The 24,111-nt window shown below is 45.0% G+C and carries 21 protein-coding genes; 9 read left to right on the top strand and 12 right to left on the bottom strand.

Features of this window, described 5'->3' with window-relative positions:
- Positions 1-165 precede the first annotated feature (165 nt).
- Both D1151_RS06370 and D1151_RS06365 read right to left on the bottom strand, forming a co-directional pair.
- A complete protein-coding gene (locus tag D1151_RS06370; protein WP_160201985.1) occupies positions 166-705 on the bottom strand; it encodes a DUF2284 domain-containing protein in 540 nt (179 codons plus the stop codon).
- 104 nt (positions 706-809) lie between these two features.
- A complete protein-coding gene (locus tag D1151_RS06365) occupies positions 810-1,364 on the bottom strand; it encodes an ECF transporter S component (RefSeq protein WP_160201986.1) in 555 nt (184 codons plus the stop codon).
- Positions 1,365-1,482: 118 nt separating this feature from the next.
- On the opposite strand from D1151_RS06365, the gene D1151_RS06360 reads away from it, so the two are divergent.
- Positions 1,483-2,868 (top strand): PLP-dependent aminotransferase family protein, encoded by a 1,386-nt coding sequence (locus D1151_RS06360; protein WP_161908354.1) that lies wholly within the window; start codon positions 1,483-1,485, stop codon positions 2,866-2,868.
- Between the two features lie 121 nt (positions 2,869-2,989).
- Here the strand turns inward: D1151_RS06360 and proC are convergent, their stop codons facing one another.
- From proC to D1151_RS06335, 5 genes are read right to left on the bottom strand one after another with little or no spacing between them, the layout of a single operon-like run.
- Positions 2,990-3,790: a pyrroline-5-carboxylate reductase gene (gene proC / locus D1151_RS06355; RefSeq protein WP_161908353.1), complete on the bottom strand. Its 801-nt coding sequence runs from the start codon at positions 3,788-3,790 to the stop codon at positions 2,990-2,992.
- A 22-nt stretch (positions 3,791-3,812) separates the two neighbouring features.
- Entirely contained in the window at positions 3,813-5,228 is a 1,416-nt protein-coding gene (gene ortB / locus D1151_RS06350) for a 2-amino-4-oxopentanoate thiolase subunit OrtB (RefSeq protein WP_161908352.1), read from the bottom strand.
- On the bottom strand, positions 5,228-5,530 hold the full coding sequence (gene ortA / locus D1151_RS06345) for a 2-amino-4-oxopentanoate thiolase subunit OrtA (protein ID WP_161908351.1): 303 nt from the start codon (positions 5,528-5,530) through the stop codon (positions 5,228-5,230). The genes ortB and ortA overlap by 1 nt, the downstream gene beginning before the upstream one ends.
- A gap of 22 nt (positions 5,531-5,552) precedes the next feature.
- Positions 5,553-7,910: a pyruvate formate lyase family protein gene (locus D1151_RS06340; RefSeq protein ID WP_161908350.1), complete on the bottom strand. Its 2,358-nt coding sequence runs from the start codon at positions 7,908-7,910 to the stop codon at positions 5,553-5,555.
- Positions 7,907-8,827 (bottom strand): glycyl-radical enzyme activating protein, encoded by a 921-nt coding sequence (locus D1151_RS06335; protein ID WP_160201992.1) that lies wholly within the window; start codon positions 8,825-8,827, stop codon positions 7,907-7,909. Before D1151_RS06335 ends, D1151_RS06340 begins: the two co-directional genes overlap by 4 nt.
- 387 nt (positions 8,828-9,214) lie before the next feature.
- On the opposite strand from D1151_RS06335, the gene D1151_RS06330 reads away from it, so the two are divergent.
- From D1151_RS06330 to D1151_RS06300, 7 genes are all read left to right on the top strand, one after another.
- On the top strand, positions 9,215-10,225 hold the full coding sequence (locus tag D1151_RS06330; RefSeq protein WP_160201993.1) for a proline racemase family protein: 1,011 nt from the start codon (positions 9,215-9,217) through the stop codon (positions 10,223-10,225).
- Complete coding sequence (locus tag D1151_RS06325) at positions 10,218-11,402, top strand: MFS transporter (RefSeq protein ID WP_161908349.1); 1,185 nt, start codon at positions 10,218-10,220, stop codon at positions 11,400-11,402. Before D1151_RS06330 ends, D1151_RS06325 begins: the two co-directional genes overlap by 8 nt.
- A 350-nt stretch (positions 11,403-11,752) precedes the next feature.
- Positions 11,753-12,283, top strand: a complete 531-nt coding sequence (locus D1151_RS06320) for an RNA polymerase sigma factor (protein ID WP_160201995.1) — start codon at positions 11,753-11,755, stop codon at positions 12,281-12,283.
- Positions 12,273-12,956, top strand: a complete 684-nt coding sequence (locus D1151_RS06315) for a DUF4367 domain-containing protein (protein ID WP_161908348.1) — start codon at positions 12,273-12,275, stop codon at positions 12,954-12,956. The genes D1151_RS06320 and D1151_RS06315 overlap by 11 nt, the downstream gene beginning before the upstream one ends.
- A gap of 95 nt (positions 12,957-13,051) precedes the next feature.
- Positions 13,052-13,489 carry a hypothetical protein gene (locus D1151_RS06310; protein WP_161908347.1) on the top strand — a complete coding sequence of 146 codons (438 nt, stop codon included), beginning with the start codon at positions 13,052-13,054 and terminating at the stop codon, positions 13,487-13,489.
- A gap of 242 nt (positions 13,490-13,731) precedes the next feature.
- Entirely contained in the window at positions 13,732-14,772 is a 1,041-nt protein-coding gene (locus D1151_RS06305) for a hypothetical protein (protein WP_161908346.1), read from the top strand.
- Between the two features lie 75 nt (positions 14,773-14,847).
- Positions 14,848-16,011: a hypothetical protein gene (locus D1151_RS06300; protein ID WP_161908345.1), complete on the top strand. Its 1,164-nt coding sequence runs from the start codon at positions 14,848-14,850 to the stop codon at positions 16,009-16,011.
- Positions 16,012-16,245: 234 nt separating this feature from the next.
- On the opposite strand, the gene D1151_RS06295 is transcribed toward D1151_RS06300, so the two are convergent.
- Genes D1151_RS06295 through D1151_RS06285 form a run of 3 tightly spaced genes read right to left on the bottom strand, consistent with a single transcriptional unit; the run spans position 16,246 to position 20,339 of the window.
- Positions 16,246-17,166, bottom strand: coding sequence for a DMT family transporter (locus tag D1151_RS06295; protein WP_161908344.1), 921 nt, complete (start codon positions 17,164-17,166; stop codon positions 16,246-16,248).
- A gap of 16 nt (positions 17,167-17,182) precedes the next feature.
- Positions 17,183-18,934, bottom strand: coding sequence for a cobalamin B12-binding domain-containing protein (locus D1151_RS06290; protein WP_161908343.1), 1,752 nt, complete (start codon positions 18,932-18,934; stop codon positions 17,183-17,185).
- Positions 18,935-18,947: 13 nt separating this feature from the next.
- Positions 18,948-20,339, bottom strand: a complete 1,392-nt coding sequence (locus D1151_RS06285) for a glutamate mutase L (RefSeq protein ID WP_161908342.1) — start codon at positions 20,337-20,339, stop codon at positions 18,948-18,950.
- Between the two features lie 315 nt (positions 20,340-20,654).
- Here D1151_RS06285 and D1151_RS06280 point away from each other — a divergent pair, with 315 nt between their 5' ends.
- Complete coding sequence (locus tag D1151_RS06280) at positions 20,655-22,457, top strand: sigma-54-dependent Fis family transcriptional regulator (protein ID WP_161908341.1); 1,803 nt, start codon at positions 20,655-20,657, stop codon at positions 22,455-22,457.
- Positions 22,458-22,522: 65 nt separating this feature from the next.
- Here the strand turns inward: D1151_RS06280 and D1151_RS06275 are convergent, their stop codons facing one another.
- Positions 22,523-22,843: a branched-chain amino acid transporter permease gene (locus D1151_RS06275; RefSeq protein ID WP_161908340.1), complete on the bottom strand. Its 321-nt coding sequence runs from the start codon at positions 22,841-22,843 to the stop codon at positions 22,523-22,525.
- Positions 22,836-23,534, bottom strand: a complete 699-nt coding sequence (locus tag D1151_RS06270; protein ID WP_161908339.1) for an AzlC family ABC transporter permease — start codon at positions 23,532-23,534, stop codon at positions 22,836-22,838. Before D1151_RS06270 ends, D1151_RS06275 begins: the two co-directional genes overlap by 8 nt.
- Positions 23,535-24,111 lie beyond the last annotated feature (577 nt).

The raw sequence follows: 24,111 nt of genomic DNA, 5'->3' as shown, positions 1-24,111 counted from the left end.
AAAAGGTTATTCTGAAAACTCTTTTATTTTAGGAGATTCGGATTTTTTCTGCTGCTTTCTCCTCATCTTTTCGTCCGAAATTCCGTTTAAAGAATCCGAATTTTAGAACATGCGTCCGCTGTGTACTTTAATATTAAAATTCTATGTTTTTCAAAGTCCTGCTTTCTAATCCATCATATAAATGCCAAAGAACCCCACCTTATCCTTCCCATGATCCCAGGAAAGTCCGCAGGTTTTACATAATTCTGCCACATTGATTCCGTAAGCAGAAAGGCAGGAAGCTCTCTTCTCCGGAAATCTACATGGCTCACCGCTCACCTTTGCACAAGGGCTGCAAGCGCTGCATGGTCCTGCCATAATTGCCATACCTTTAATGCCCTTCGCCTCAAGTTCATTGATAAAAATTCTGATTTTTGCGTTATGTCTTTTCTTCAGCGAACCGGTCTCTGCGGAATCGGTGATGTCTCCTACCGGCTGAATGGTCTGCAAAACCAAGGCACGGCTGTATTTCATCACCTTGTCCTTCATTTCGGCAGGGGTACCGCAATCCGGCGGACAGCCATAATTTTTCCCAAAATTACCGCATTGGTTCATCTCGCAGTATTTACGAAATTCAAATTCAAAGACCAAATCCTTCGCATTCATAAATGCGCTGTTTTCAATACCTACCTCTTTAGCAATCCGTAAAATTTCCTGTTCTGTCATAATAGTACCTCATTCAAATATGTTTCCACTGCGGTAATTATACCACAATCTCCCCAAAGAAAAAAGGAATCTTCCCCGCTGAAGATTCCTCTGTCCGTCGCAATTTATTTATAAGCAAAGAATTTTTTCGCCGGTGTTTTGCAAAGGGCGCTTGCTAATATGCAAGCAAGGACCATGCCCACTGCAAACTGCCCGATATTCCACGGCACACCCGAAAGCGGCGCAATGAAATTCCCATACATGACAGCTTCGGTCACATAATAGCCTGCTGTCATTTCAAGGCCTGCGATGACCATTCCGATAACTTCCCCCACAGAAATTCTACCCTCTTGCTGGTTTTTCCCTGACTTTTCCATTCTCTCCACAAAACTTCCCAAAATCCATGCCATAACCAGCTTAATCAGCAGCGTCCACGGCGCCCAAAAAGCATAACCGCCGATGATGTCACCCAAAGCCGAGCCGGCGCCTGCTGCCAGTGCACCGCTTTTTTTGCCGAGTATCAAAACGGCAAGAAAGATCATGGAGTCCCCCAAATGAACGTACCCCTGGGTAAACGGAATCGGCACTTTGATAAACATGGTCGCAATCATCACAAGGCACATCATCAAGGCCGTCATTACCATCGTCGCTATTTGATTTCTATTTTCATTTCTAATCATAATTTCACCTGTTTCTATTGACTTTCTCTCTGTCAGTATTATAATAGCACTAAAGTGTTCTTAAAGAAACAGTCAGAATATATTATTTTTATATATACACTTTGGAGGTTTTTGCGAAATGAAGCCAATTACAATAGAATTCAAAAACAGTTCTAAAACGCCTTTATACATACAGTTGTACAGACACATAAAAAGTGAAATTACCTGCGGCAATATGACCGCCGGAGAGAAACTGCCTTCACTCCGCAGACTTTCTGCAGATTTGTCCATCAGCATTACCACCACCGAGCAGGCGTACAACCAGCTTTTGGTAGAAGGCTACATCATCAGCAAGCCGCAGTCCGGCTACTATGTTGCCAATGTGGCTGGCGGCAGTTCAGACAGAGGACTAACCCCAGAGACTGGTCTTGACCTCTCCTCTTATGCGGTACAGGAATCCCCTTACAAACAAGATTTGTCCTGCTTTGACTTTGGAAAATGGAAAAAATGCATGGCCCGTGTGCTTAACGACTACTCCCGTCTGCTGCTCTTTGAAAGCGACCCGCAGGGAGAAGGCGCCTTGCGCTTTGAGATTTCAAAGTACATCTATAACTCTCGCGGTGTTATCGCAAACCCGGAGCAGATTGTCATAGGCGCGGGTACCCAGCAACTGACCAGTCACCTTTGCCGGATTCTGCGCAAAATCAGCGTAGACCATATCGCAACCGAGGATCCCGGTTATCTTCCAGTGCAAAACATTTTCCGCGACCACGGTTTTAGTATTACGAAAATTCCTGTATCAGACGACGGAATCCATATAGAAAAACTGCCGACCAATATTCCTTCGGCAGTCTACGTCAGCCCCTCTAATCAGTTCCCTACAGGCTCCGTTATGCCGGTGGGCAGACGCTACCAGCTTTTAGAGTGGGCAAAAGAAAATCACAGTTTTATATTAGAGGACGATTACGACAGTGAACTGCGTTACTTCGGAAAACCTGTGCCGGCGCTACAGGGTCTTGATGACAGCGGCAGGGTTGTCTATCTGGGCTCTTTCTCGTCCACTTTATTTCCCGCAGTCAAAATCAGCTACATGGTGCTGCCGGAGTCAATGATGGAAATTTTCAACACCATTAAAACCGACTACACCCAGACCTGTTCCAAAACAGAGCAGCTAACCCTCGCCCTCTTTATGGAAGATGGGCTTTACTACACCAATATCAAAAAATTGCGCAAGCTTTACGGTCAAAAACTACAGATCGCACTTACCGCTTTTGCGTGCTTTGGCGTCGGCTTCGTCACACCGACCAATACCAACTCAGGAATCAACATCATCTTAAAAGTCCGCACAAAAAAATCCCCTGCGATCCTTTCTGAAACGGCTCGCTCCATCGGACTCAATGTACAGCCGGCTGCCAGCCTGACTGACCAAGATACCGCCGCCCTCATCTTTTATTATAATCAGATTCCACTCGGCGAAATGGAATCCAGCATTGTGGCTATGATCACATTGTGGAAAAGCTGCTGATGTATCGCTTCGATTTTGCTAAATAGCTGCGAAACAAACAAAAAAGAAAATAAAAAAGGGGAGCAGTTCTTAACGGTTATTTCCATTAATGCACAGCTCCACTTTCTATATCCACTAATCTTTAAATTGCATTCGCTTTCTTCACAGCTTTATCCACAGAGGTCATAACCGCAGAAGCAAAGCCTTCATCCACCAGAGATTTGTAACCTTCGATGGTGACGCCGCCCGGTGAACACATTTCGTTGACCCTTTCCTTCGGCTCATCGCCGGTCTCATCGAGAATCATAGCAACGCCCAGCATGTTTTTGATGACCATTTTCTGCGCGTCGCTTCTGCTAAATCCCGCATAGACACCGGCATCAACCAAAGCGTCCGCCATCTGGTACAGCCACATCGGTCCCGAACAACTGAAAGCTGTAAATTCACCAAACATGGACTCCGGCAAAATAATCGTCTGCCCCAGTGCGCCTAAAAATTCCAGCGCATAAGCTTTATCTTCTTCATTAATATTGGAATTAAGGCAGACTGCACTGTGCCCGTTTCCGGACTGTCCCAAGGTATTTGGCATCACGCGGATTACCTTTCTGTCTGCGCCCAGCACCTCCTCAATAGAGGCAATCTTTACGCCAGCTGCAATGGACAGCACCACCGCATCCTCTTTCACGACGCCAACCAACGACTGCAATACCACCGGCACAATTTTAGGCAATACCGCGATAATAATCATGTCCGCTGTTTTCATCGCTGCACTGGCATCCACAAGCGCTTCCACGCCGTAAGCTTCTTTCAAATAGTCACACCGCTGCGGGTTCAATTCACTTACAGTAATATCGCCGGCTGCTGCAACTTCTCTTTGCAGTACGCTTCTGATAACGCCTTCTGCCATATTGCCGCCGCCGCAAAATACGATTTTTTTACTCATTTTCTTCCTCCGTATGATAGGGCTACGCAAGTTCCAAAGTTGCCTTTACAAACTGCGCATCCGTCTTTGTTTCTTCTGCCAGATATGCAATATCCTCAGCAGTGAGATTTTCAGGGGATACACCTGCCTCTTTGCAAGCTCTCTTAATCATCGACTGTCTAAATCTGTTGATGTCAGCCACCTGATGTTTAATCAGACCAGGATTTTCCGGCAGCACGATATTCACGCCCGGCTTGTCTTCTGCCTGCGGATTTCCAAACTTAATCTCAATTCCATTGTCTCTTGCAAAATCAAGCTGCGGCTGAATATGTTTTCCAGCGCCGGTATACTCGGTTTCACTGATAACGATAATCTGATCTTCCGGCATTTCCTGTGCCAGAGAAAAGGCTGCTGCAAGGGCAGTATTTCCTGCAGGTCCTCTTTCGAGACCTTCTAAATTGGCAAGGGCTTCTGTCATGTACATAACTTCTCCCTGCTTTACTGTAACATATTTATCGGCATAACGCAAAATTCTTGCTGCGCTGCGCGGTGTGTCGGAGTGGTCAGGTCCTGTTGCATGAGGCACACCAAAGCCAGTGTGTCCTGTAGTGCAGGATTTTTTATTAAACTGGGTGTCTGATGCCATGTGCAGTCCCGTCAAGTCGATGGAAGCTGCGATAATCTCTGTATCCGCAGACCCCGCCTTGATCAATCCTCTTGCGGTTCCTGTAATCATTCCGCCGCCTGCTGTAGTGCAGACAACGGCATCAGGATTTTTCCCTGTCATCTCTCTGCACTGCTCAGCAATTTCGTATCCAAGAGTTTCTACCCCTGCGATACCGAACGGCGAATACAAAGAAGCGTTGAAGTAACCAGTGTCTTCTAAGATAGAAAGGAATGAATAGAAGAGCTCCGGCCCTACGGTCAGCTGTACAACTTCTGCGCCATAGGCTTCACACTTTCTTGCTTTCTCTACAATTTCAGGCTGCCCGATGCCCTTTGAGTCATAACACTCCTGTACAACGATACACTTTAATCCCTGCATCGCTGCCTGAGATGCTACAGCAGCACCATAATTTCCTGAGGTTGCAGCCATTACACCCTTGTAGCCCAGCTTCTTTGCATGTGCCACTGCGCAGGCTGCTCTTCTCGCCTTAAAGGATCCGGAAGCATTTGCCGCTTCGTCCTTTGCAAAAATTCTAGCACCGTACCCCGGCTTTGCATATTTTCTTGCAAGCTCTGTCAGGTTTCTTAGCTCAATGAGCGGTGTGCCTCCCACTGCAGTCTTTGCCTGAATCCTTGCTACTTCTTCTACTGTATATCCGGTCTTTGCCATGAGTCCTTCATAGTCGAAAGCGACAGAGCCCGATTCAAATTCGTTATAGTCGATTCCCAGAGCTTTCAGGTTGATTTCTGCGGATCTTGCCATTACGGAATCGTAATCTTTTGGTAATGCCATTATTTCTCACCTCCGAACATGATTTCTCTCAGCTGTTTATCAATGTCTATAATTTCCGGCACGAATTTGCCGTAGCTGTGGGTGTAGTAAGGTCCCTCTTCAATCAAGGTGCCCTTTACCATTCTGCCCACCGCAGTCTTTACTGTAACTTCATCTCCTACTTCTGCAGCTTCTTCCTGCAAAAATCCCTTTGTCCACTGCTGCAGATCGCACTTCTGTGTGTCTTCTGGAATCTTAGCAGTTCTCTCAGCGGCTTTCAGCACGATTGCGTGAATGCGCACCCAGTCTCCTCTTTTTGCCATGTTACTTTTCTCCTTGTACTATTTATAAACTCTTCTGCAATGTTCTTGCAATAATGTTATCCTGAATATCCTTTTCCAGATCTACGAAGTAAGCGGAATAGCCTGCAACTCTCACCAGAATGTTGCGGTACTTCTGCGGATCCTTCTGTGCTGCCAGCAGGGTTTCATCATCCACAACGTTGAGCTGAATATGCTGTCCGTGCTGGTCGTCAAAGTAAGTCTTTACGACAGTTTCGATGATTTCAAGACCTTTTTCACCCTTTACAATCGCCGGGTCAAACCGCTGATTTACCAGTACGCCGCTCTGTGCAAGCAGCGGATCAATTCTGCCAAGAGATTTTACCACAGCAGTCGGTCCGTTCACATCCATGCCGATCATCGGGGAAGCGTTGTCAGCAAGCGCTGTGTACGCTTTTCTTCCATCAGGCAGGGCGCCGATGAGCTGCCCCAATACTACGTTGTAGGACTGGGTGGAAATTACCATGGTATACTTTGCGTCACGGCCGTCGGTGTGCTTCGTAATCTGGTCGTTGCAAAGCTTTGACAGCCAGTGAGCGTAGCAGTCCACCTCTTCAATATCGTTGCCGTACTTCGGCGCTTTGTTTATGAGCAGCTGACGCAGGTTTTCCTTACCCTCAAAGTCCGTTTCCAGAAGATCCATCAGTTCCCCCATAGACAGATACTGCTTGTTGAATACACATTCCTCAATCGCTGCCAGAGAGTCTGCAATGTTTGCAATACCAGTGATGGCAACAGCGGAATATCTATGCTCTGCGCCTCTTCTCTGCAGCACAGTTCCCTTTTCGATACAGCCGTGTGTGAAGCAGGAGCCTGTAATCGTCGGCGCTGTCCATGCGTGGCAGGATACGATTCTGTCAAAGAGTTCCACAAACTTGTTCATGAAGAAATCCTGCTGAATTTCGTAAGCGTCCATAATCTGCTTCACAGAAGTAAAGGTTCTCACATCTCCTGTCTTTGGTCCAATCTGCTTTCCTGAAATCGGATCCACGCCGTTGTTCAGGGTAATCTCAAAAACCTTGCTTGGATTAAAATATCCCGCATTTGACTGGAAATCGGTAATACCCGGTACGCTCGGTTCGATACAGCCGCAGATACCCCAGTTTCTTGCATCTTCCAGAGAATGCCCCAGAGAAAGCAAGTGGGAAATGTTGGTGCTGTCGTTAAAGAATGCCGGATGGCTTCCTCCCTTTCTCGCTACAGCCAGCGCCAAACGGAAAGTTTCTTCGTCAACGCCATCATGGTAACGGAAGGATACGCAAGGCTCTTTAGTCTGTAGATCTTCCATGCAGTGTAGAATCAGTCTGGTCAGATCGTTGCAGCCGTCGCTGCCGTCAGGCAAAACGCCGCCAATCATCATGTGAATCCAGAGTGGGCAGCCCGGATATGCGATAGATTCTCTGGTGGTGCGAACCTCCCAAAGTTCTGCAATTTTTAGCTTAAATTCGTGTACTAAGTCAGCGATAAATGCTTCTTCCACGCCGTCAGCTAAATCCTGTTTATAGAACGGATACATGTACTGGTCAAATCTGCCCAGACAGTTATCGTTGCTGTTATATTCCATCTGCAATGCAAGATGGGTAAACCATACCAGCTGAGCTGCCTGATGGAAGTTCTTCGGTGCATGTTCCGGCACAACGCGGCAATTTTCAGCAATAGTCAAAAGCTGCGCTTTTCTTTCTGCATCGGTACAGTCTGCCGCCATGACTTCAGCCAGCTTTGCGTACCTGTGAGCGAAACGAATGATAGCCTCCATAACAATAATCATCGCTTCCCATGTATAGCGCTTTTCCATCTGTTCGATGTTCATCTTTTCAATGCCGGCGATATTTGCCTTGCACTGATCGATATAGAAGCGGTAGCCCTTTGTTACCAGTTCATCGTAAAAAGGCGCATGGTTCATGGTGGACTTGTTGGAAACGCCCTTTGTAAAAATACCCAGGTTTACCATTTCGTCCATGTCAGGGTCTGCTAAAGCCGCGGTCAAATCGCCAAAAGCTCTGCCTTCCCACTTCTTCACAATCTTTCTCAGTTCTTCCTTTTCACCTGGCATAAACTTCAGATTGTCAGACTCTCTGGTGTCCAGTTCCTCTAAATCATCACGAAGCCAAGCGGTCATATCAGGATACAGCGGCGTACCGTGAAGGCGAGAAGCCAAATGACCTGCAAGTACAGAATCTTCATCGATAAAAATCTTCTTATTATCCAGCACATAGGCAAAAGACTTTGCCCTTCTGATCATAAACGGCTCCATGGATGGCTGACTGTAAAAGTCCGTAATCAGTCTTGCACGGTCCAGACAAATTGTAACCGGTGTATCTCTTACCTTCTCACTCAATCTTACAATTCTTTCAGAAATCATTTTACTACCTCCTTATTATTGTTTTTCATCCAAAAACACTCTTTTCCATATTTATTTAACACTTCGTTCGCGCATTTTACTCGTGCCCGCATTTCCTCATCACTTGGCGTTCCGATATCAGAAAGGGCATAGCTTCGCCCCAGTGCCTTGTACTTCGGCGTTCCGAAATCGTGGTAAGCAAGCAATTCATACTCTTTTGCTGTAGGCAAGTTCCCCACAAATTCTGCAATTGCCCTGATATTTTCCTCGCTGTCTGTACAACCGGGTACCACCGGCGTTCTGATGGTAAGGGGAATGCCGAAAGCGGAAATCTTTCTGATGTTGTCAAGAATCAACTCGTTGCTCACGCCTGTCAGTTCCTCGTGCACGCCGAGATCCATATGCTTCACATCCATGAACATGCCATCGATATAAGGCAAAGCCTCCTCAAACTCTTCATAGACCCCAAAGCCGCAGCTTTCCACCATGACGTGGATTCCTTTCTCCTTGCAGCGTTTTGCAATATCCCGCAAATAACCGCCCTGCATCAGTGGTTCTCCTCCGGAAAAGGTCACGCCGCCTCCAAACCTGGCATAAAAAGGTTTATCTTTTTCAATTTCCTTATATAATGCCTCCACCGTATATGCTTTTCCGCTGATCTTCTTCGCCTCAGCATAACAAATATCGGTGCACTGCATGCAGTTTGTACAAAGACTGCGATCTATTGTACCGTCATCGCAGATTGCATTTTCCGGGCAGACTTTTCTGCAAAGACCGCACCCCACGCATTTAACGCGGGATTCCATAATCTCCGTCTCAAAGTTTTGAGACTCCGGATTTGCGCACCATTTACATCGAAGTGGACATCCTTTGAAAAACACCAGCGTTCTCAGACCCGCTCCATCGTGAATGGAACATCTCTGTATGTTAAAAATCATGCAGTGTACTCCTTTTCATTCTTTATGCACTTTATATAAAAGCAAATTCCGTGCCAAATAAAATCATTGAGAAAGACCAGTCTTTCGTGTAAAATGATAAAAAAACATGGTGTTCAGCCGGATTTTTTTAGTCAAAACGGCGAAAAAATCCGCAGTCTGTACTATTTTCGTTACAGTTTTTTGCTGCTATTTTGCTGTATAATTGACTTTCTCATAAAAATACTGTGTTTTGTACTATTTTTGACACAATATTTTCAAGAGCTGCTCAATTACAGAGACACCTTCCCCTTTTTATGGCTTTTTTCCCTATATAAACCACTGGCATATTTTTTGCTTGTATATATAAATGAAATAAAATCGTCATAAAGATAGAAAGGACCCGTAATAATGAAAGCGAAAAAACTTTTTAGAACAATCGAAACCCACACCTTAGGACAACCTACCCGAAATGTCGTCAGCGGATTTCGTAAAATTCCTGGAAATACCATGCAGGAAAAATTTGAATATATGAGAGATAAAGAAGACTGGTTCCGCAAGGTTTTGATGTTCGAGCCAAGAGGCAGCGAAATCATGTCCGGCACTTTGATTACAGAGCCCTGTACGCCCGGCACCGATGTAGGTGTGCTTTACTTTGAAGCCAGCTGCTGGCTGCCGATGTGCGGTCACGACACCATGGGCGTCACAGTCGCCCTTATCGAAACAGGTCTTGTCGATGTGCAGGAACCGGTTACCACCATCAAATTGGATACTCCTGCCGGTGTCATCACCGTAAACGCAAAGATAAATGACGGCATCGTAGAAGAGGTTTCATTCCTCAATGCGCCGGCGCTGGTTCTAAAGCAAGATGTAACCGTGCAGACCGAAGCCTTCGGCCCATTGACCTTGGATATTTCCTGGGGCGGCAATGTGTACGCAATTCTGCCTGCTGAAAAGGTTGGTCTTGACATCAATCCGTCAAATTGTGGCAAATTCATCGAAATTGCCCAGTCGCTGGCAGCAGACATCAACGAACAGGTGGAGATTCATCACCCAACCCTGCCGTTTGTAGACAGAGTTACCCATGTTGAATTTGCAGGTCCTGCAAAGAGCGAAGACGCAGATATTCAGAACATCGTTGTAGCTCTGCCTAAGGTTATAGACCGTTCCCCTTGCGGTACAGGTACTTCCGCAAAAGCTGCTCTACTTTACGCTGAGGGCAAGCTGAAAGCCGGCGAAAGTTTCGTTCATGAAAGCGTAATCGGCTCTAAATTCAAATGCGAAGTCGTAGAAGAAACTACTGTAGAAGGCATTCCTGCCATTATTCCAAGAATCACCGGGAATGCATGCATCACCGGTTTTGCAACCTGGATTCTTGATCCAAAAGACCCGTTCCAGGAAGGATTTTTGCTGGATGTATAAGAATAAACGACTGCTTAATCTAAGGTATAAAGGTCTCCATGCTTTTTACTGGATGCTCTACTGCTTGTCTACTGCTTTTATTACAGTGTTTCTGCTGGCGCAAGGGCTTTCTGCTGCAAGTATCGGCGTCATCGTGGCGCTAAGCAATATTCTTGCAGCGGCAGGTCAGCTGGTGGTAGGCAATGTAACAGACAAATACAAAAAAGTCACTTGGCGAAATGCCATTTTAGGAATCGGTGTGCTGCAGCTTGCTTGCCTCTTTCTGCTGATTATTTGCAGCGGCAGCTTTTTGATAAACGTGGGAGTTTACCTACTGTTTACCATTTTGGTATATTTTCAGATGCCCCTTGTCAATTCCGCCGCCTTTGCCTATGAGGCAAGCGGAATTTCTGTAGATTTTGGCAGCGCCAGAGGCATGGGCTCTGTGGCATATGCGCTGATTTCCTATATTGCCGGGCAAATGATTTCTGCAACTAGTGAGCAAGCTATCATTTATTTGAGCATGGCAGTTCTCATCGGTCTTCTTCTGGTGACAGGCTCCATGCCCAGCGGCAATCATACCGCTTCAGAATGTACTGCAGACGCAACAGCGCACCAGGACCACAAAAGCGGCATGGTGCAGTTTGCCCGAAAATATCCGACCTTCATGGTAACGCTCTTTGGCATCGTTTTATTGATGTCATTTCATAACATCGTACATACTTATATGATACAGATGATAGAGCCTCTCGGCGGAGACAGCGCGGCTATGGGTACCGCCTTTTCCATCGAAGCCTTGATGGAGCTTCCAGTTATGTTCGGATTTTACAAGCTAATTCAACGGTTTTCCCCAAGCGCACTGATTGCCTTTGCAGGCGCAGCCTTTATTCTGAAAGCGCTGGCCTATATCATCGCTGGCAGCGTCACCGGTATCTATCTGGCGCAATCCCTGCAAATGCTTAGCTATGCGATTTTTATCTCTGCCTCGGTGTACTACGCCAACGAAAAAATGGAAACAAGCGACCAGGTGACCGGTCAAAGCTATATGACCGCATCTATCTCTATCGGCGCCGTAGTCGGCAACTTAACCGGCGGAATTGTGCTCAGCACTGCCGGCGTCGACGCTCTGCTTTACTTCGCCTTAGGACTGAGCGTTGCTGGTGCAGCCATTACCGGACTTGGCGTTCGGAAAAAGTAAATAGAAAAAACAGCCACGCGTCCAACGCGTGGTTTTCGCTTATACAAAGAGACCACATAATTTTCACGTGCTGTCTCCGTATATAAAACTTCTCTTACTCGTTTCACATACGGAAAGCACACTTAAATAAAAGGTGATTCCGCAAGGCAAAAATCTGTTTTGCAGAAAAAAGCATAAATATCTTTAAAAAAGCAAAAGAAACACTTTTGCTTTTGCTACTTTTGCTATTTTAGGTCACATTCCCCTATTTTCAACTGTTATATGTATAGAGAACTTCTTTTTCTTGATGATTATCATTTGATTTGATATAATAAGCCTAATAATACTATATTGTTGAGAGGACAAAGCAGATGTGTGAAGATGCTAGAAATGTAATAATCAAGGAAATCGACAAGAAGTATGGCAGACTTATTAGAAAGGTGGCTTATGAGGTTTTGCATGACAGTCATGAAGTGGAGGATATCATACAAAGCGTACTTTGGAATTTGATTTCCAGACATATGGATAAACTGGGAGAAAAAAGTTTTAGAGGCTATTTGTGTACAGCTGTGCGTAATGCCGCAATCAATGAATATCGCAGACGTGAGAAGGCGGCGGTCAGTGTAGATCCGTTTGATTTGTCAAAGCTGACAGAGCAGCAGATAGATACAAAAGCTTTTTGCAATAATCAGGGATTCGGCGTGGAACTTGAGGAAGTACTGAATCAGCTTGATTATATTGATAAGGACATCATTTGCTTGCATTATGGCGATGGATATACATATGCGGAGATTGCGCCGGTCGTGGGAATGAGCGACAGCGCGGTACGCAAACGCGCTGAACGTGCCTTGAAAAAGTTGGAAGTTATGCTGTTGGATAGAGAGGTAAAAAATGATAAATAAAGAGGGAAAATTTGAGAAAGAAGCAGAGAGAATTCTCAGTGCATATGCAAAGGAGCTGCAGAAAAGTCGTAATGCTTACTTAGATGCATTGGAGCAGGAAGAAGTACCGAATCCGACACTTTTTGTTGAAGAGCCGTACCCAAAAGTGTCGGTGCAGGGTCATCGTAAAATTAGATTAAAAAGGGTACTGGTTCTGGTTGCAGTGCTGGTACTTTTGATGGGGCTTGCGGTTGTATCATCGGAAGGCGCAAGGAAACAGTTTTTTGGATTTCTGCAAAACGATAAGGAAGGACATACAGAACTAAAATTTGTTGGCGATGAAGAAAATGCGTCGGGACTTCCGGATTTTGAACTGGGATATGTGCCAGGAGGGTTTGAACTGTATGATGCAACCGATGACGGGGTATGTAAAGAGATTCGTTATTTAGGAAACGAGAAGGGCGAACGCATTAGTTGTACAATATACAAAAGTCGTACTTACAGTGCAGGAATTGACACAGAGACCCATGAAAGAAAGGATGTCATGGTAAATACCAGCCAGGGCTTACTTTTCTATGGAGAAAGCGATTGCATGCTGGTATGGCAAGTCGGTGACTATACCTTTGATTTACTTACATCTTTTCCGGAGAAGGAGACTTTGAAGGTTGCAAGAAGCATAACTTTGAAGAAGTAATTTAATTTGGCAAATAATATTTTTCTTTTTTCTTGTCACAAAGTCCATTTTTGTATTGTTATATTAGATGAGAGGATAAACTAAGGAGGATTTTCATGATGAGAAAATTAGTTTTAGTAATGATGACAATTGCCTGCATAATGTGCGCATTGGTGATGCCTGCATGGGCGGATGCACAGCAGACAACAAAGCAGGAGCCTGATGCAGAATTGCAGTATACATATGTTGAACGAATTTCTTTAGGTTTTACAATTACTGGTGAAAAGGCCAAATGTTCTATGAAAATGCCTGTTAAAACAGGGAAAAATATTGATTATGCGCAGGTCACCATGACTGTCAAAAAAAGTTCTGGAACAACGGTAAAAACATTTCAGAAAAAAGTGTATCCGGATGGGTTTGGTTACATTGAATGGAGTGGTTCGCATAGCTTAGAAGATAGAGGAACTTACTACTTACATGCCAATGTAAAGCTGTACAAGAATAGCAAGCTGGTGGAAACAGTGACGGGAGACTCTTTGAGCCAAAAGTATTAATTCGTTTATCAGGTGGTATTGGGGATAGAGAAATCAGCAAGAAGGAGGTAAAGGAAATTGAGGAATTTTCAAGAAAGCGGATAGTTGAAAATCTGCAAAGAAAAAGAGTTTTCAAAAATAGCAAGTTGGATTAGGAGCCCAATTTAAGTTATTTAGGAAAACTCTATGAGAACATTATACTAATGAATTTGGATAAAATCAAGATGTAGGGGCGTTTTGATTGAAGTTGAAAGGAAAACGACATGAAGAAGGTTATGGCAGTTATGCTTTTAATAATACTTGTTTTAACAAGTGCAATTTCTGCTTTCGCAGATACAAAAAATGAAGAAGATAAATCGTTAACCACCGCTGAGGTAGAAAATATAATGGGAATCCCTGTGTACATTTCAACACTTGCAGATGCAACCGACGAAACAGCGAAAGAAAAATGTCAACAGGCTATCGCAAATGACGTTGAATTACAAAAGGATTGCCTTTTAACTCAGAATGCAGGAATAGTAAGTGGCATTAAAGGTAATTTTGAAGTAAAAAAGTTAGCTTTAAAAGAGCGCGAAGCTTTGATTCAGAATGAACTTTTTTCTGGCACATTTGAGCGTGTGTGCGACTTGATGAACGAAGGGGTAACAGTCAACTACATAAACTTTTTTGTAAGTGAATCCAATGTAGCGAAAGCAGCGCCGATTGGTATATATCTTGGGAGCTATAACGGATATAAATTCCGTTATTTGGAGTCTTCAGCAAGTATTGAAAGCAGCTGGGTAACTCCTAATAAATCAACATCTATCTCTTGGCCGACTCTTATGGCAAAGACCTTGAAATCGTTTATAGGGCTTTCTAAAAATAATGTGATCACAACGGCAGTAGTTGGTTCCGATATAATTTCTAATGTGGTCGATGCAAAGCCGTTAAAAATTTCCTATGGAACATCGGGAAGCTATCTGAAAATAAAAGTGTCGGGAGATTTATACATGAGAGATATTTACATTGAAGACAAGCTGAATAAAGTGTCGGGATATGATTATTACAAATGGGGACGAACTGAACAGACAAAACTTGTGGTAAAACATGATGCGAAAATCCCAACAAGGAAAAGGACGGAATCCACATATGACTTTGCCCACAATACATGGACATCAAGAAAATACACAACATCGACGCCGGGATTTGCAGGAAATAATACATTGTACAAAAATGTTCTGAACGTGTATCTGAATGGTGTAGGTTACTATACTTATGATGAACTTTTGAATCCATCAAAACTTACTACACAGCTACTGAGCTAATGGAGACTGGGGCTGTCGCATTAACAGAAAATAACCGTTAGGGCGTGGCCCCTATTTTCTAAAAAGGAGTTTATGATGAAAAAGATATGGAAAAGTTTGGTGCCTTATATCGCATTTATAATGATGATTTTGATATTTAATGTACCATATCCGGTACACACGGAGCTTTCTGGCGTTTTAATACAGACGGAAAATCCGGATTTCTGTGAGAAGGTGACTATAGAACTTGATGGCAGTTATCATCTGAATTGGTTGACGCATGATGAATACAGTGGATATTTTCGCATTTCCAATGATAATCTAACACAGATAAAAAAACTGAAATTCCCTATTGCAATAGGGGTGGATTTTGAAGATGGTGAATCAGAACTTGAATATAGTCTTCGTGAGGAGAACCTTTCAGAAGAGGAAATGACGAAGGTTTTGGATGATCTCAAAGTATATATCGGTGGCAGAGTCTTATCCAAACGGTTTCTTCGCAGGATTTGTGTTGTAGTGCCGTCTGTAAAGAAAGATGACGATGGAAGAATATGCTGGAACTACGGTGACCCATACAACGGGAAAAGCAACTTTATTGTGGCGGGTGCGAACTCTTATGACGAGGCTGTGCAAATTTTGACTGGCAGTTATGGACACTTTGTACAGTTCATAAATGAAAAGAACTACAAGTGGGATGTTACGCGGCTGGATATGCAAAACGAGGAACCGAGTAACGAAGAACAGGCGAGGCGAATGAAAGTGTTTGGTCAGATGTTTCGTTCCATATTCTTTGATGATTCAAAGGAAGCAGAGCGAGTCATCGGTACGATTGACGGAAAGGATATTACTGCTAGAGACTTTGAGCTGCGTGCTTTGAAAATCAGAGAGGGAGGAGCAGAATATCCTTACAAGACAGCCTGGGAAACAATGAAACAGGAGGCTGCTGAATTACAGTACATAAAAAAACAGAATTGTTATGATGATTTCCTTGACCTGGCAAATCAGGTGTTTCGTGAAACAAGAACTGCCTATTCGGAAGATAAACAGTTTCGCGAGTATTGTGATGAACAAAAAAAGTTGTTGGGTCTGACAGATGAGAAATACTGGGCGTTTATGGAGGAGGCAAATCAGAGAATACAATTTCATCTACTGGTGCAGGACTATATAAAGCAAAATGATTATCCCGCTATAGATGTAAAAACAATAGAAGACAGCCTTCAGGACGAGGAGTACAAGGATAAGGTATTCAACAAAAAATAATTAAAACTATAAATGTTTTTATGTCTGGTTACTTCAAAAGAAATCTCATACCAACATTTCTTATTTCCAAACTAAATTCTAATGCAACCCAAGTGTTATCCAACGAATATTCTTCAATTTCAGGTTCAATTACACCTATCCACAGTCAAGTTTTATGCCGGTTACTATAAATTTTCCTTTTTTTGTGTCCACAAAGGGTAAAGTTCTGCAAAAGAAAAATCAGGTTCAAAAACCTCACTTCCGATTCACAACCACAATCCCTGCGCTGACAAGAAGCAGCGCCAATGCAGTGGCAGGCGTCAACACTTTTTCCCCGAGAAAAATAGCTGACAGCATAACGCCAAACACCGGAATGGTAAAGCCATAAATAGCAATTTTACTTACCGGGTTATATTTCAGCAGATTCGCCCAAATGCAAAAGGTCACCATGGAAGTAACCGACAGATAGAGCAGCAGCAACGCCGATACCAAGGTAAACCCGCTCACCCTGCCGCCCATGCAAAGACCCATTGCAATCAGAAGAATGCTTCCAAAGAGCAGCTGATAAGCCGTAATTGCGCCAGGCGTCTCCCTGTGAGATATCATTTTTAAAGTCACCGAGCTGACTCCGTAAGCCGCTGAGCAGAGCAGCACCATGCCCTCTCCCATAAAGGTAACGCCGCCTCCAAAGCCATCGCCACCCAGATTTACGATGACAATTCCCGCAAAACCAACCACACAACCCAAGGCTTTTCGCCGGTTCATTTTCTCATCTCTTGTCATAAAATGCGCTGCGATAATACTGAAAAATCCGTTTGCTCCGTTAATCACAGAACCCTTTGTTCCGGTCGTATTAGAAAGTCCTATGTAAAAGCAGATGTACTGCACCGTCGTTTGCAAGAACCCCTGCACCATAATATAGGGAATGGAACTCTTCTGAATGGACAAAAGCCTTCGCTCTTTAACACTGAAAAAAGCAAACGTCAGCACGCCTGCCGCAAAAAAGCGATATCCCGCAAAGAGAATTTTGCTGCCAGAATCTTCAATTGCAAGCAATGCAAATCCCTCTTTAATGGCAGGAAAAGCACTGCCCCACAGAGCACAAGTCAGCAAAGCCAGCAGCACGATTGCCGCTGGCTTTGTGAAGATGTTAGTTGAGGTACTTTTATCTTTCATCTTCTATGCGCCTTTCTTACTGAAACGACGCGATGGTTTCTACAATAGTATCAAGGTTGTTATCTGCATTAACACCCATAGCTGTTAGTTTGTCAGTCACATCAATCGGAACATCACTTCCATCCATGGCTTCGTTGAGTCGTCCACCCATGAGCATGTGGGTATCTTCCATGCCTGTACGCTTCAGCTCTTCCATTAAGTCCTTCGCAAAGCTGTATGCCATACCGTTATAGGTACTCATGCAAAGAACCTTACTGCCGGTTTCAACCAGGGTATCTGCAATTTCTCCGATGGAAACGGATACACCCAGGTCGAAGACCTTTGCCCCCGCTTTGCGAAGATAATTTCTGATGACTTCTTTTCCGAACTCGTGCACGTCGGTGGAGCCTACGACAACGGCAACACCGGACAGGGGACCGTCGCCCGCAAAGTTCTGTTTAGCCAGAGCCTCGTCCTGAATTTTATTGATCGTCTGCACAATGCTGGTTGGCATAACCGGAACTCTTGTGCGCATTGCTTCTTTATCTTTCCTTCCTGCGCCGAATGCTATTTCAAGCTGCTCCGGTCCGATGGCTTTCAGCACCGATACGATTTCTCCACCGTGGTTAATATCAACACCCAAATCATCCAGCGCATTCATGACCCGTTCAAAGAACTGATTTGCACCAACCACTAACTTTTCTGCATCGGCATTGACCTTTTCCCAGTTGATGTAACGTGCATAGTACGGTGCTTTTTCGATGACCATATCCATGGTCAGCTGGGCTTCGATAATTTCCTTCGGCTCCGGAATTCTGATTGCCTCTGTGAAAGGCACCGGCGCAACCGCATAGCCGGACGGATACATCAGCTGGCAAGACACATCAGGCAGCGCATAAGCGCAAAGAGCCGCATAATTCCTCGGCAGGCAGAATCCGTAGTCGATGGTATTTCCGTTTACAAAAGTGCCCGGCGTGCCATACTTGTTAATCATGCTCAGCGCTCTGTTGAATACGATACGAAGGAATGAGTCACTGAACAGATTTCCGTAGCAGTGAGCCAGTCTGCCGCCCATCAAATCCTCTGCCACGTAGCGTTCCAGCTTTGCCCAGCCTAAAAGATTTGCCACATCGTGGAACTGTGCGCCGTAGCCGTCGTCCAGATTACAGTGCATGCAAACACCCTGGTCTTTAAACTCGCCCATAATCGCCATGGCTTTGATATAATCTTCGGTACGGTAATCTTCCATTTCAAGACTCGGATATTCGTAAGTAAAATACTGGGCAAGGTTACCAATAGAGGTTACCCCCGCATTTAAGGCGTTGGTTACATTTTCAACACCGTTGAGAGAGCCAATCATATGATCGCCAAGGTGCGGGTGCACAGGTACTACCTGTCCCAAACGGCTCCATTCCTCCGGCGTATTTAAAATCAAGCTGCCGCTTGCCTGAAACCTGTCTCTGTACTGCTCAGGCACGCCCATAATCCAGTCGCAGCAAATGCCCAGACGGTCGATACCAGAGCCGGCTTCTTTCAGCCCGTTATATACTGCGCGAATACCGTCTTCCGTCACGTCCCATGAATTCCAGCCGATGACGGAGTGCTTCATGATTTTGCCGGCTTCCATCATTTTCAGCTTATATTCCACTTCCGATTTTACACCGTACTCCTTCATAAACAGGGTTTCCCCGATGGTAATTTTCGACGCAATTTTCTTCGCATCGGAACGAATTGTCTTCATATCCGGCAATTCTTTTTCGTTATATCTTCTCTTGATTTCAATGTCCATTCAGCTTCTCCTCTCACTTTCTGCCAATGCTTTCTTTCATAATCGCAAGGGCCGTATCCTCATCGTATGCTCGCAAAAGTCCCGCCGCAAAGAAAATGTAATCCTCATCAACCAGCGCTTCAAGACGCTCCGGCAACAGAACTGTATTTTTTTCCTTCTCGCAAAGCTCCGCGTTTTTCAAAATCTTCTCGGCTACCGCTTTCCCATTATTGACGAGAATGCCTCCAGTTCCAATAATCTTTCGGATTTCCGACAGATTCTTTCCCCGCTGCACCAGATTGCAGCCGCCGTAAAACTCTTTCGTGCAGGTGCCAGCGTGACGTCTTGCAGAAATGCCTACGGCATTTGCTGCGATTTCAAAATCAATTTTTCTTTCCGCCTCCGAATCTGCCACGTATTCCCGAACTTTGGTTCTTTTCTCTATTGCCTCTTCCACTTCTAAAACAGACATTCCGCATTTTCTCGCAAAAATCTCTGCCCCCACCTCCTGCATAAGACACGAAGAAGACTCTCTCATGCCCATGTCACCCTCCACCGTTCTCTTTGCAAAAGGCTCCGGCACGCCGACCTTCTTTGCGCCCAAGTAGCTTTCGTCTTCTCCAAAAGAATAAATATCAGTGGTTGCGCCGCCAATATCTGCAAGCATGTAAGGACCGATTCCCGCTTCCTGCTCCGTACCCTTGCAGAGAAGCTCTCCTGCCGCCAGCACCGCCGCTGGCGTCGGCACGATAGGTCCGTCAACGACTTTCTTCACCACGCCGACACCCTTCATATTGGTAATTCTGCTCATAAACAAATCTCGTATAATGGAAACCGCAGAGTCAATGTTCAACTTACCAATATCAGGTATCATATTCTCCGCAAGGAAACACTCCTTACCATGGCTTTGAAACATTTGCCGCACAGTCTTTGCCGCCTCGGAATTGCCCGCATAAATGACAGGAATGTGCAGCATGCTTTCCCTAATCAGCTTTGCATTTTCCAGCACCAAGGCACTGTTGCCGCCTTCGTAGCCGCCGCACAAAAGCAGAATTTCTGCATCCGCCGCAAGGACTGCAGCAAGGTCAGATTCCGTAAGTCTTCCGGTGCATGTCTGTACCACCTTGCCGCCTGCTCCAAAGCTAGCGTTTCTGCCGGCTTTCATACTGAGAGATTCCGTCAGACCGCAGACTGCAATCCGAAGACCTCCTGCCGCACTGCTTGTAGAAAGCTTCAGCGCATTTTTCAGGTTCTCCTTTCCCAGCACAGACTCCGCCGCACTAAGGCACTTGTTCAGTGCAATCCCTGCGTCCTCATGAACCGTAGACGGGTATTTGTCCGATAAAACCACCCGCCTTGCATTAAGATCCACACAGACTACCTTTGTATATGTGCTTCCAAAATCTAACAAAACTGCAAAGTTCAAGTTTCTCTCCTTTAGTTATCATCCATAGATTTTTCGTCATTATGGCATATAAAGCAATTAAAGCAATGTTCATGCCAATTTCTAATACCGGCTTAAAATCCCCATTTTCAGCCATTCTTTCTGATTTCAACTGCATTCTATATCAAACATTCTACCATGTTTGTGTTCTTTTTGATACACCCTGCCACTGCGACAATTTTTCGTACCAAACGTGACACACTTTCCTGTCGATTTTGCCGCTCCTTCTTTTGACACTGCGCAATTTATGTTACAATAAGGCTATATTGCAGGTGTATTCACAGAAAAGGAGTTCCTATGGCTGATTCAATCCATACCATTCAGGTCATTGAAAACTTGGTATCCAAACAAAAACCCCAGAAAATCCTCGGCAAGCACGCCTATGTACAGCAGCTGTTTCAAACCCTGCATGAGCAGATCAAACTGCCCTGCAGCTTTGCTCTTTTTTGCACTGCGGACGGTCTGATTCTAAACGTCCTACAGGAAAATTCGGCTGATTCCAAGAATTCGGGCATTCATCCAGGACTCAGGCTGCCTCTGGATTTCCTGCCTGCTGCATGTCCTGATACGATTTACTACGACACAGTTTCAGGTTACGTTCTCATCACCTTAACCGCACCAGAGGAAGAGACAGGAGTTAAAGCTTTCCTTTCAAAGATTTGCACCTATATGCAAATCTTTGATGACTATGTAAAGGAAAATCGCCAGCTTTGGGACAGCCTGGACGCTGTGAAAAAATCAATTTCCATTTACGATAAAGATGCTACCCTACTCTACGCCAATCAGTATTTTTGCAATTATCTTCACATCGCCAACAGAGAACAGGTCATCGGACGCTCCATCGAGGATGTTATCAAAAGCGCTGGCACCAAGGTTCATTCCATCGATACCAACACCAACAGGTTAAAAATGCACGACGTTTTACACAAGGGCGAGGAGGTCATCGACTGGGAGGTTCGCATCTTATCGTCAAAAGGCGATACACAAATCGCAGGCAACGACATGTACCCGGTTCTCGATGAAAACGGAACTGTTACGGGTATGGTGGAAATCACCCATTCCAGACAACAGTCCCTCGACAGCGCAAAAAAACTGGTAGGTCTTTCCGCCGAGTACACCTTTGAAAATATCATCGGAACAAGCACCCCCATGCGTGAAAGCATCCGCACCGCAAAGGACTACGCCAACAGTCCTCTTAGCCTTTTGATTACCGGCGAAAGCGGCGTCGGCAAGGAGCTCTTTGCCCAAGCTGTTCATAATTACAGTGACCGTAGAAAAGGACCATTTGTTGCCCTAAACTGCGCCAGCTTTCCGGAAAACCTCATCGAGAGCGAACTCTTCGGCTATGTAGGCGGCGCATTTACCGGCGCTTCTAAAAACGGACAAATCGGTAAATTTGAGTTAGCAGACGGCGGCACGCTGTTTTTAGATGAAGTCGGCGAACTTCCTTTTCACTTCCAGTCTAAGCTGCTTCGCGTGCTGGAAACATGGACCATTACCAGAATCGGCAGCACAAAACCATTTCCTGTAAATGTGCGCCTTATCGCAGCTACCAACCGCAATCTGGAAAAAATGGTCGAGGAAGGACTTTTCCGTCAGGATTTGTACTATCGACTGCAGATTCTCAACATCATCATTCCTCCCCTCCGCAATCGAAGAGAGGATATTCTGCAGATTTCCGAGGAGCTTCTTCGCCAGGGAAGAGCCCCAGGCAGCTTGCAGGAAAAAACCTTGACCGAAGACGCAAAACAGATTCTGCTGAGTTATGACTGGCCCGGCAATGTGCGCGAACTTAGAAATGTGCTTTCGCGTGCAGCCCTTCTTTCCAAATCCAGCTTCATCACCAGAGACGTACTGACTGCCTCCATCTTTGCAAGCGGCTCAGATGCACGGCTTTCCTACGAGCAAAGCCTTCCGGACAGCACTCTGTCCGCCGAAGCAAGACTGGCGCAAAGGCAGCAGGAGGTCGAAGCTGCAGGCGCAAATCTTCTAAAGGAAGCCATCAGCATAGCGGGAGGAAACAAGTCCAAGGCTGCAGCCCTTTTAGATATGTCCCGCAATACTTTTTACCGTATGTTAAAAAAATACAATCTTGAATAGCACGCAAAAGGGAGATGCTTCAAAACAGAATGAAGCATCTCCCTTTTTATCTGTTGTAATATAATTTACATGACCCGAATCAACACCATATAGCAAATCGTACCTGCCAGAATCGACAGAATGGTACTGTGTTTCCATTTATGCAGGATGGCTACCAGCGCCACAGAAATCATCTCTGGAATTCCGTGGGTGCCGTCAAGAAAATCTATTCCCTTTAGACAGTAGACCACCAACATTCCCATGACTGCATAAGGCAGCACGTCTCCCAAATAGAGAATTATTTTCGGCGTTCCTTTTGAAAACAGCACAAAAGGCAGAAAGCGAAGCGCCATGGTGCCAAGGGTCATCACTGCAATAAGCCCCAGGGCATGAGATGTACTAATCATGCTGTGCCCTCCTCTCCAGTGGCTTCTTTGCAAGAAGAAGCGCTGTCGTAATCAAAATCATGGCAGGAATGAGGAAGTAATCCGCTCCAAACACAAGAAGACACACAACGGAAATTCCAAGACCCGATAGAGCCGGAATGTGTTCTCGCTTTCCCTCCCACTGTTCTACAAAGATGACCACAAACAGCGCCGTCATGGAAAAATCAATTCCCGTGCTGTCAAAAGACAAGGCATTTCCAAGAAAAGCACCCAAAAAACTGCCAAATACCCAGTAGCTCTGGTTCATCATGGAGACCAAAAAATAGTACCATTTTTCGTCAACATGCTCCGGCACCTTGGTGCTGCACACCAGCGAATAAGTCTCGTCTGTCAGCGCAAAAATCGCATATAGCTTCTTGATTCCTCCCAGCTTTTCATAGCGTTTCAGCATGGATACCCCATAAAAGAGATGTCTGGCATTTACCATCAACGTCATCAGCCCTGCTGAAATCAGTGACGCACCGCTGCTAAGAAGCCCCACGCCCACATACTGCAAGGAGCCTGCATAAATGAGGACGCTCATCAAAATTGCCCACAAAGAGCTGTATCCCTTGTCCGCAAGAAGCACCCCAAAGCCGATTCCAAGAACGATATATCCCGCCATGACCGGCAGCGACGAAATAAAGCTATATTTTACCGTCTCCCGATTCAAAGTCTGTTTCCTCCAATTTCCTGCAATTACTCAAATCCCGGCGCCCGCACTTGCCGCCTGCAAAGCACGGGTAAATGCGCCGGATAGCTTTTTACATTTTATCACATTCTTTGATTTTTGCATAGCGGGCAGGCGGAATTGTCAAGTGGACAAGGTGTCGCAAGCTAGCGCTATGCACGATCCACTTCAGCACAAAGAAAAATGTAGTACCTAAATGAAACATTTTCTTGCTTTGCAGATTTTTTCAATATATCCTTTAAAAAAAGGAAAACGCCCACTGCATATGATGAACTCTTATAAAAGTCCGTTGAAAATAAGGATTTTATTGGCTCTATTCCCAATAAAATCCTTCTTTATATTCCAAAAATCTAGTGTAATACCTCGCTAAAAGCTTTTTCACTTCGCAGACAGTTTATTTTTTCCTTTTTTTGATGCAACAAAGGGTATAGTTCTGCAAAGACAATTATTGTTTCGGAAAGCTCTCCCTCCTCCAGCAAAATCCGACAGAAAAAGGTTAAAATACACCATTTCTAAAAAAGCTACAAAGTGTATACTAAAAGGTAACGAAAGGAGCAAA

The organism is Emergencia sp. 1XD21-10 (genome assembly GCF_009936045.1).
GTDB classification, from domain to species: Bacteria; Bacillota; Clostridia; order Peptostreptococcales; family Anaerovoracaceae; genus Senimuribacter; species Senimuribacter intestinalis.
Note: the sequence above shows the minus strand (reverse complement) of the source record. Positions and strands in the feature narration are given on the sequence as shown.

Excerpts from the sequence above, each read along its gene's own strand:
- D1151_RS06370 (WP_160201985.1), bottom strand. The coding sequence starts at position 705 with ATGACAGAACAGGAAATTTTACGGATTGCTAAAGAGGTAGGTATTGAA.
- D1151_RS06365 (WP_160201986.1), bottom strand. The coding sequence starts at position 1,364 with ATGATTAGAAATGAAAATAGAAATCAAATAGCGACGATGGTAATGACG.
- D1151_RS06360 (WP_161908354.1), top strand. The coding sequence starts at position 1,483 with ATGAAGCCAATTACAATAGAATTCAAAAACAGTTCTAAAACGCCTTTA.
- proC (WP_161908353.1), bottom strand. The coding sequence starts at position 3,790 with ATGAGTAAAAAAATCGTATTTTGCGGCGGCGGCAATATGGCAGAAGGC.
- ortB (WP_161908352.1), bottom strand. The coding sequence starts at position 5,228 with ATGGCATTACCAAAAGATTACGATTCCGTAATGGCAAGATCCGCAGAA.
- ortA (WP_161908351.1), bottom strand. The coding sequence starts at position 5,530 with ATGGCAAAAAGAGGAGACTGGGTGCGCATTCACGCAATCGTGCTGAAA.
- D1151_RS06340 (WP_161908350.1), bottom strand. The coding sequence starts at position 7,910 with ATGATTTCTGAAAGAATTGTAAGATTGAGTGAGAAGGTAAGAGATACA.
- D1151_RS06335 (WP_160201992.1), bottom strand. The coding sequence starts at position 8,827 with ATGATTTTTAACATACAGAGATGTTCCATTCACGATGGAGCGGGTCTG.
- D1151_RS06330 (WP_160201993.1), top strand. The coding sequence starts at position 9,215 with ATGAAAGCGAAAAAACTTTTTAGAACAATCGAAACCCACACCTTAGGA.
- D1151_RS06325 (WP_161908349.1), top strand. The coding sequence starts at position 10,218 with ATGTATAAGAATAAACGACTGCTTAATCTAAGGTATAAAGGTCTCCAT.
- D1151_RS06320 (WP_160201995.1), top strand. The coding sequence starts at position 11,753 with ATGTGTGAAGATGCTAGAAATGTAATAATCAAGGAAATCGACAAGAAG.
- D1151_RS06315 (WP_161908348.1), top strand. The coding sequence starts at position 12,273 with ATGATAAATAAAGAGGGAAAATTTGAGAAAGAAGCAGAGAGAATTCTC.
- D1151_RS06310 (WP_161908347.1), top strand. The coding sequence starts at position 13,052 with ATGATGAGAAAATTAGTTTTAGTAATGATGACAATTGCCTGCATAATG.
- D1151_RS06305 (WP_161908346.1), top strand. The coding sequence starts at position 13,732 with ATGAAGAAGGTTATGGCAGTTATGCTTTTAATAATACTTGTTTTAACA.
- D1151_RS06300 (WP_161908345.1), top strand. The coding sequence starts at position 14,848 with ATGAAAAAGATATGGAAAAGTTTGGTGCCTTATATCGCATTTATAATG.
- D1151_RS06295 (WP_161908344.1), bottom strand. The coding sequence starts at position 17,166 with ATGAAAGATAAAAGTACCTCAACTAACATCTTCACAAAGCCAGCGGCA.
- D1151_RS06290 (WP_161908343.1), bottom strand. The coding sequence starts at position 18,934 with ATGGACATTGAAATCAAGAGAAGATATAACGAAAAAGAATTGCCGGAT.
- D1151_RS06280 (WP_161908341.1), top strand. The coding sequence starts at position 20,655 with ATGGCTGATTCAATCCATACCATTCAGGTCATTGAAAACTTGGTATCC.
- D1151_RS06275 (WP_161908340.1), bottom strand. The coding sequence starts at position 22,843 with ATGATTAGTACATCTCATGCCCTGGGGCTTATTGCAGTGATGACCCTT.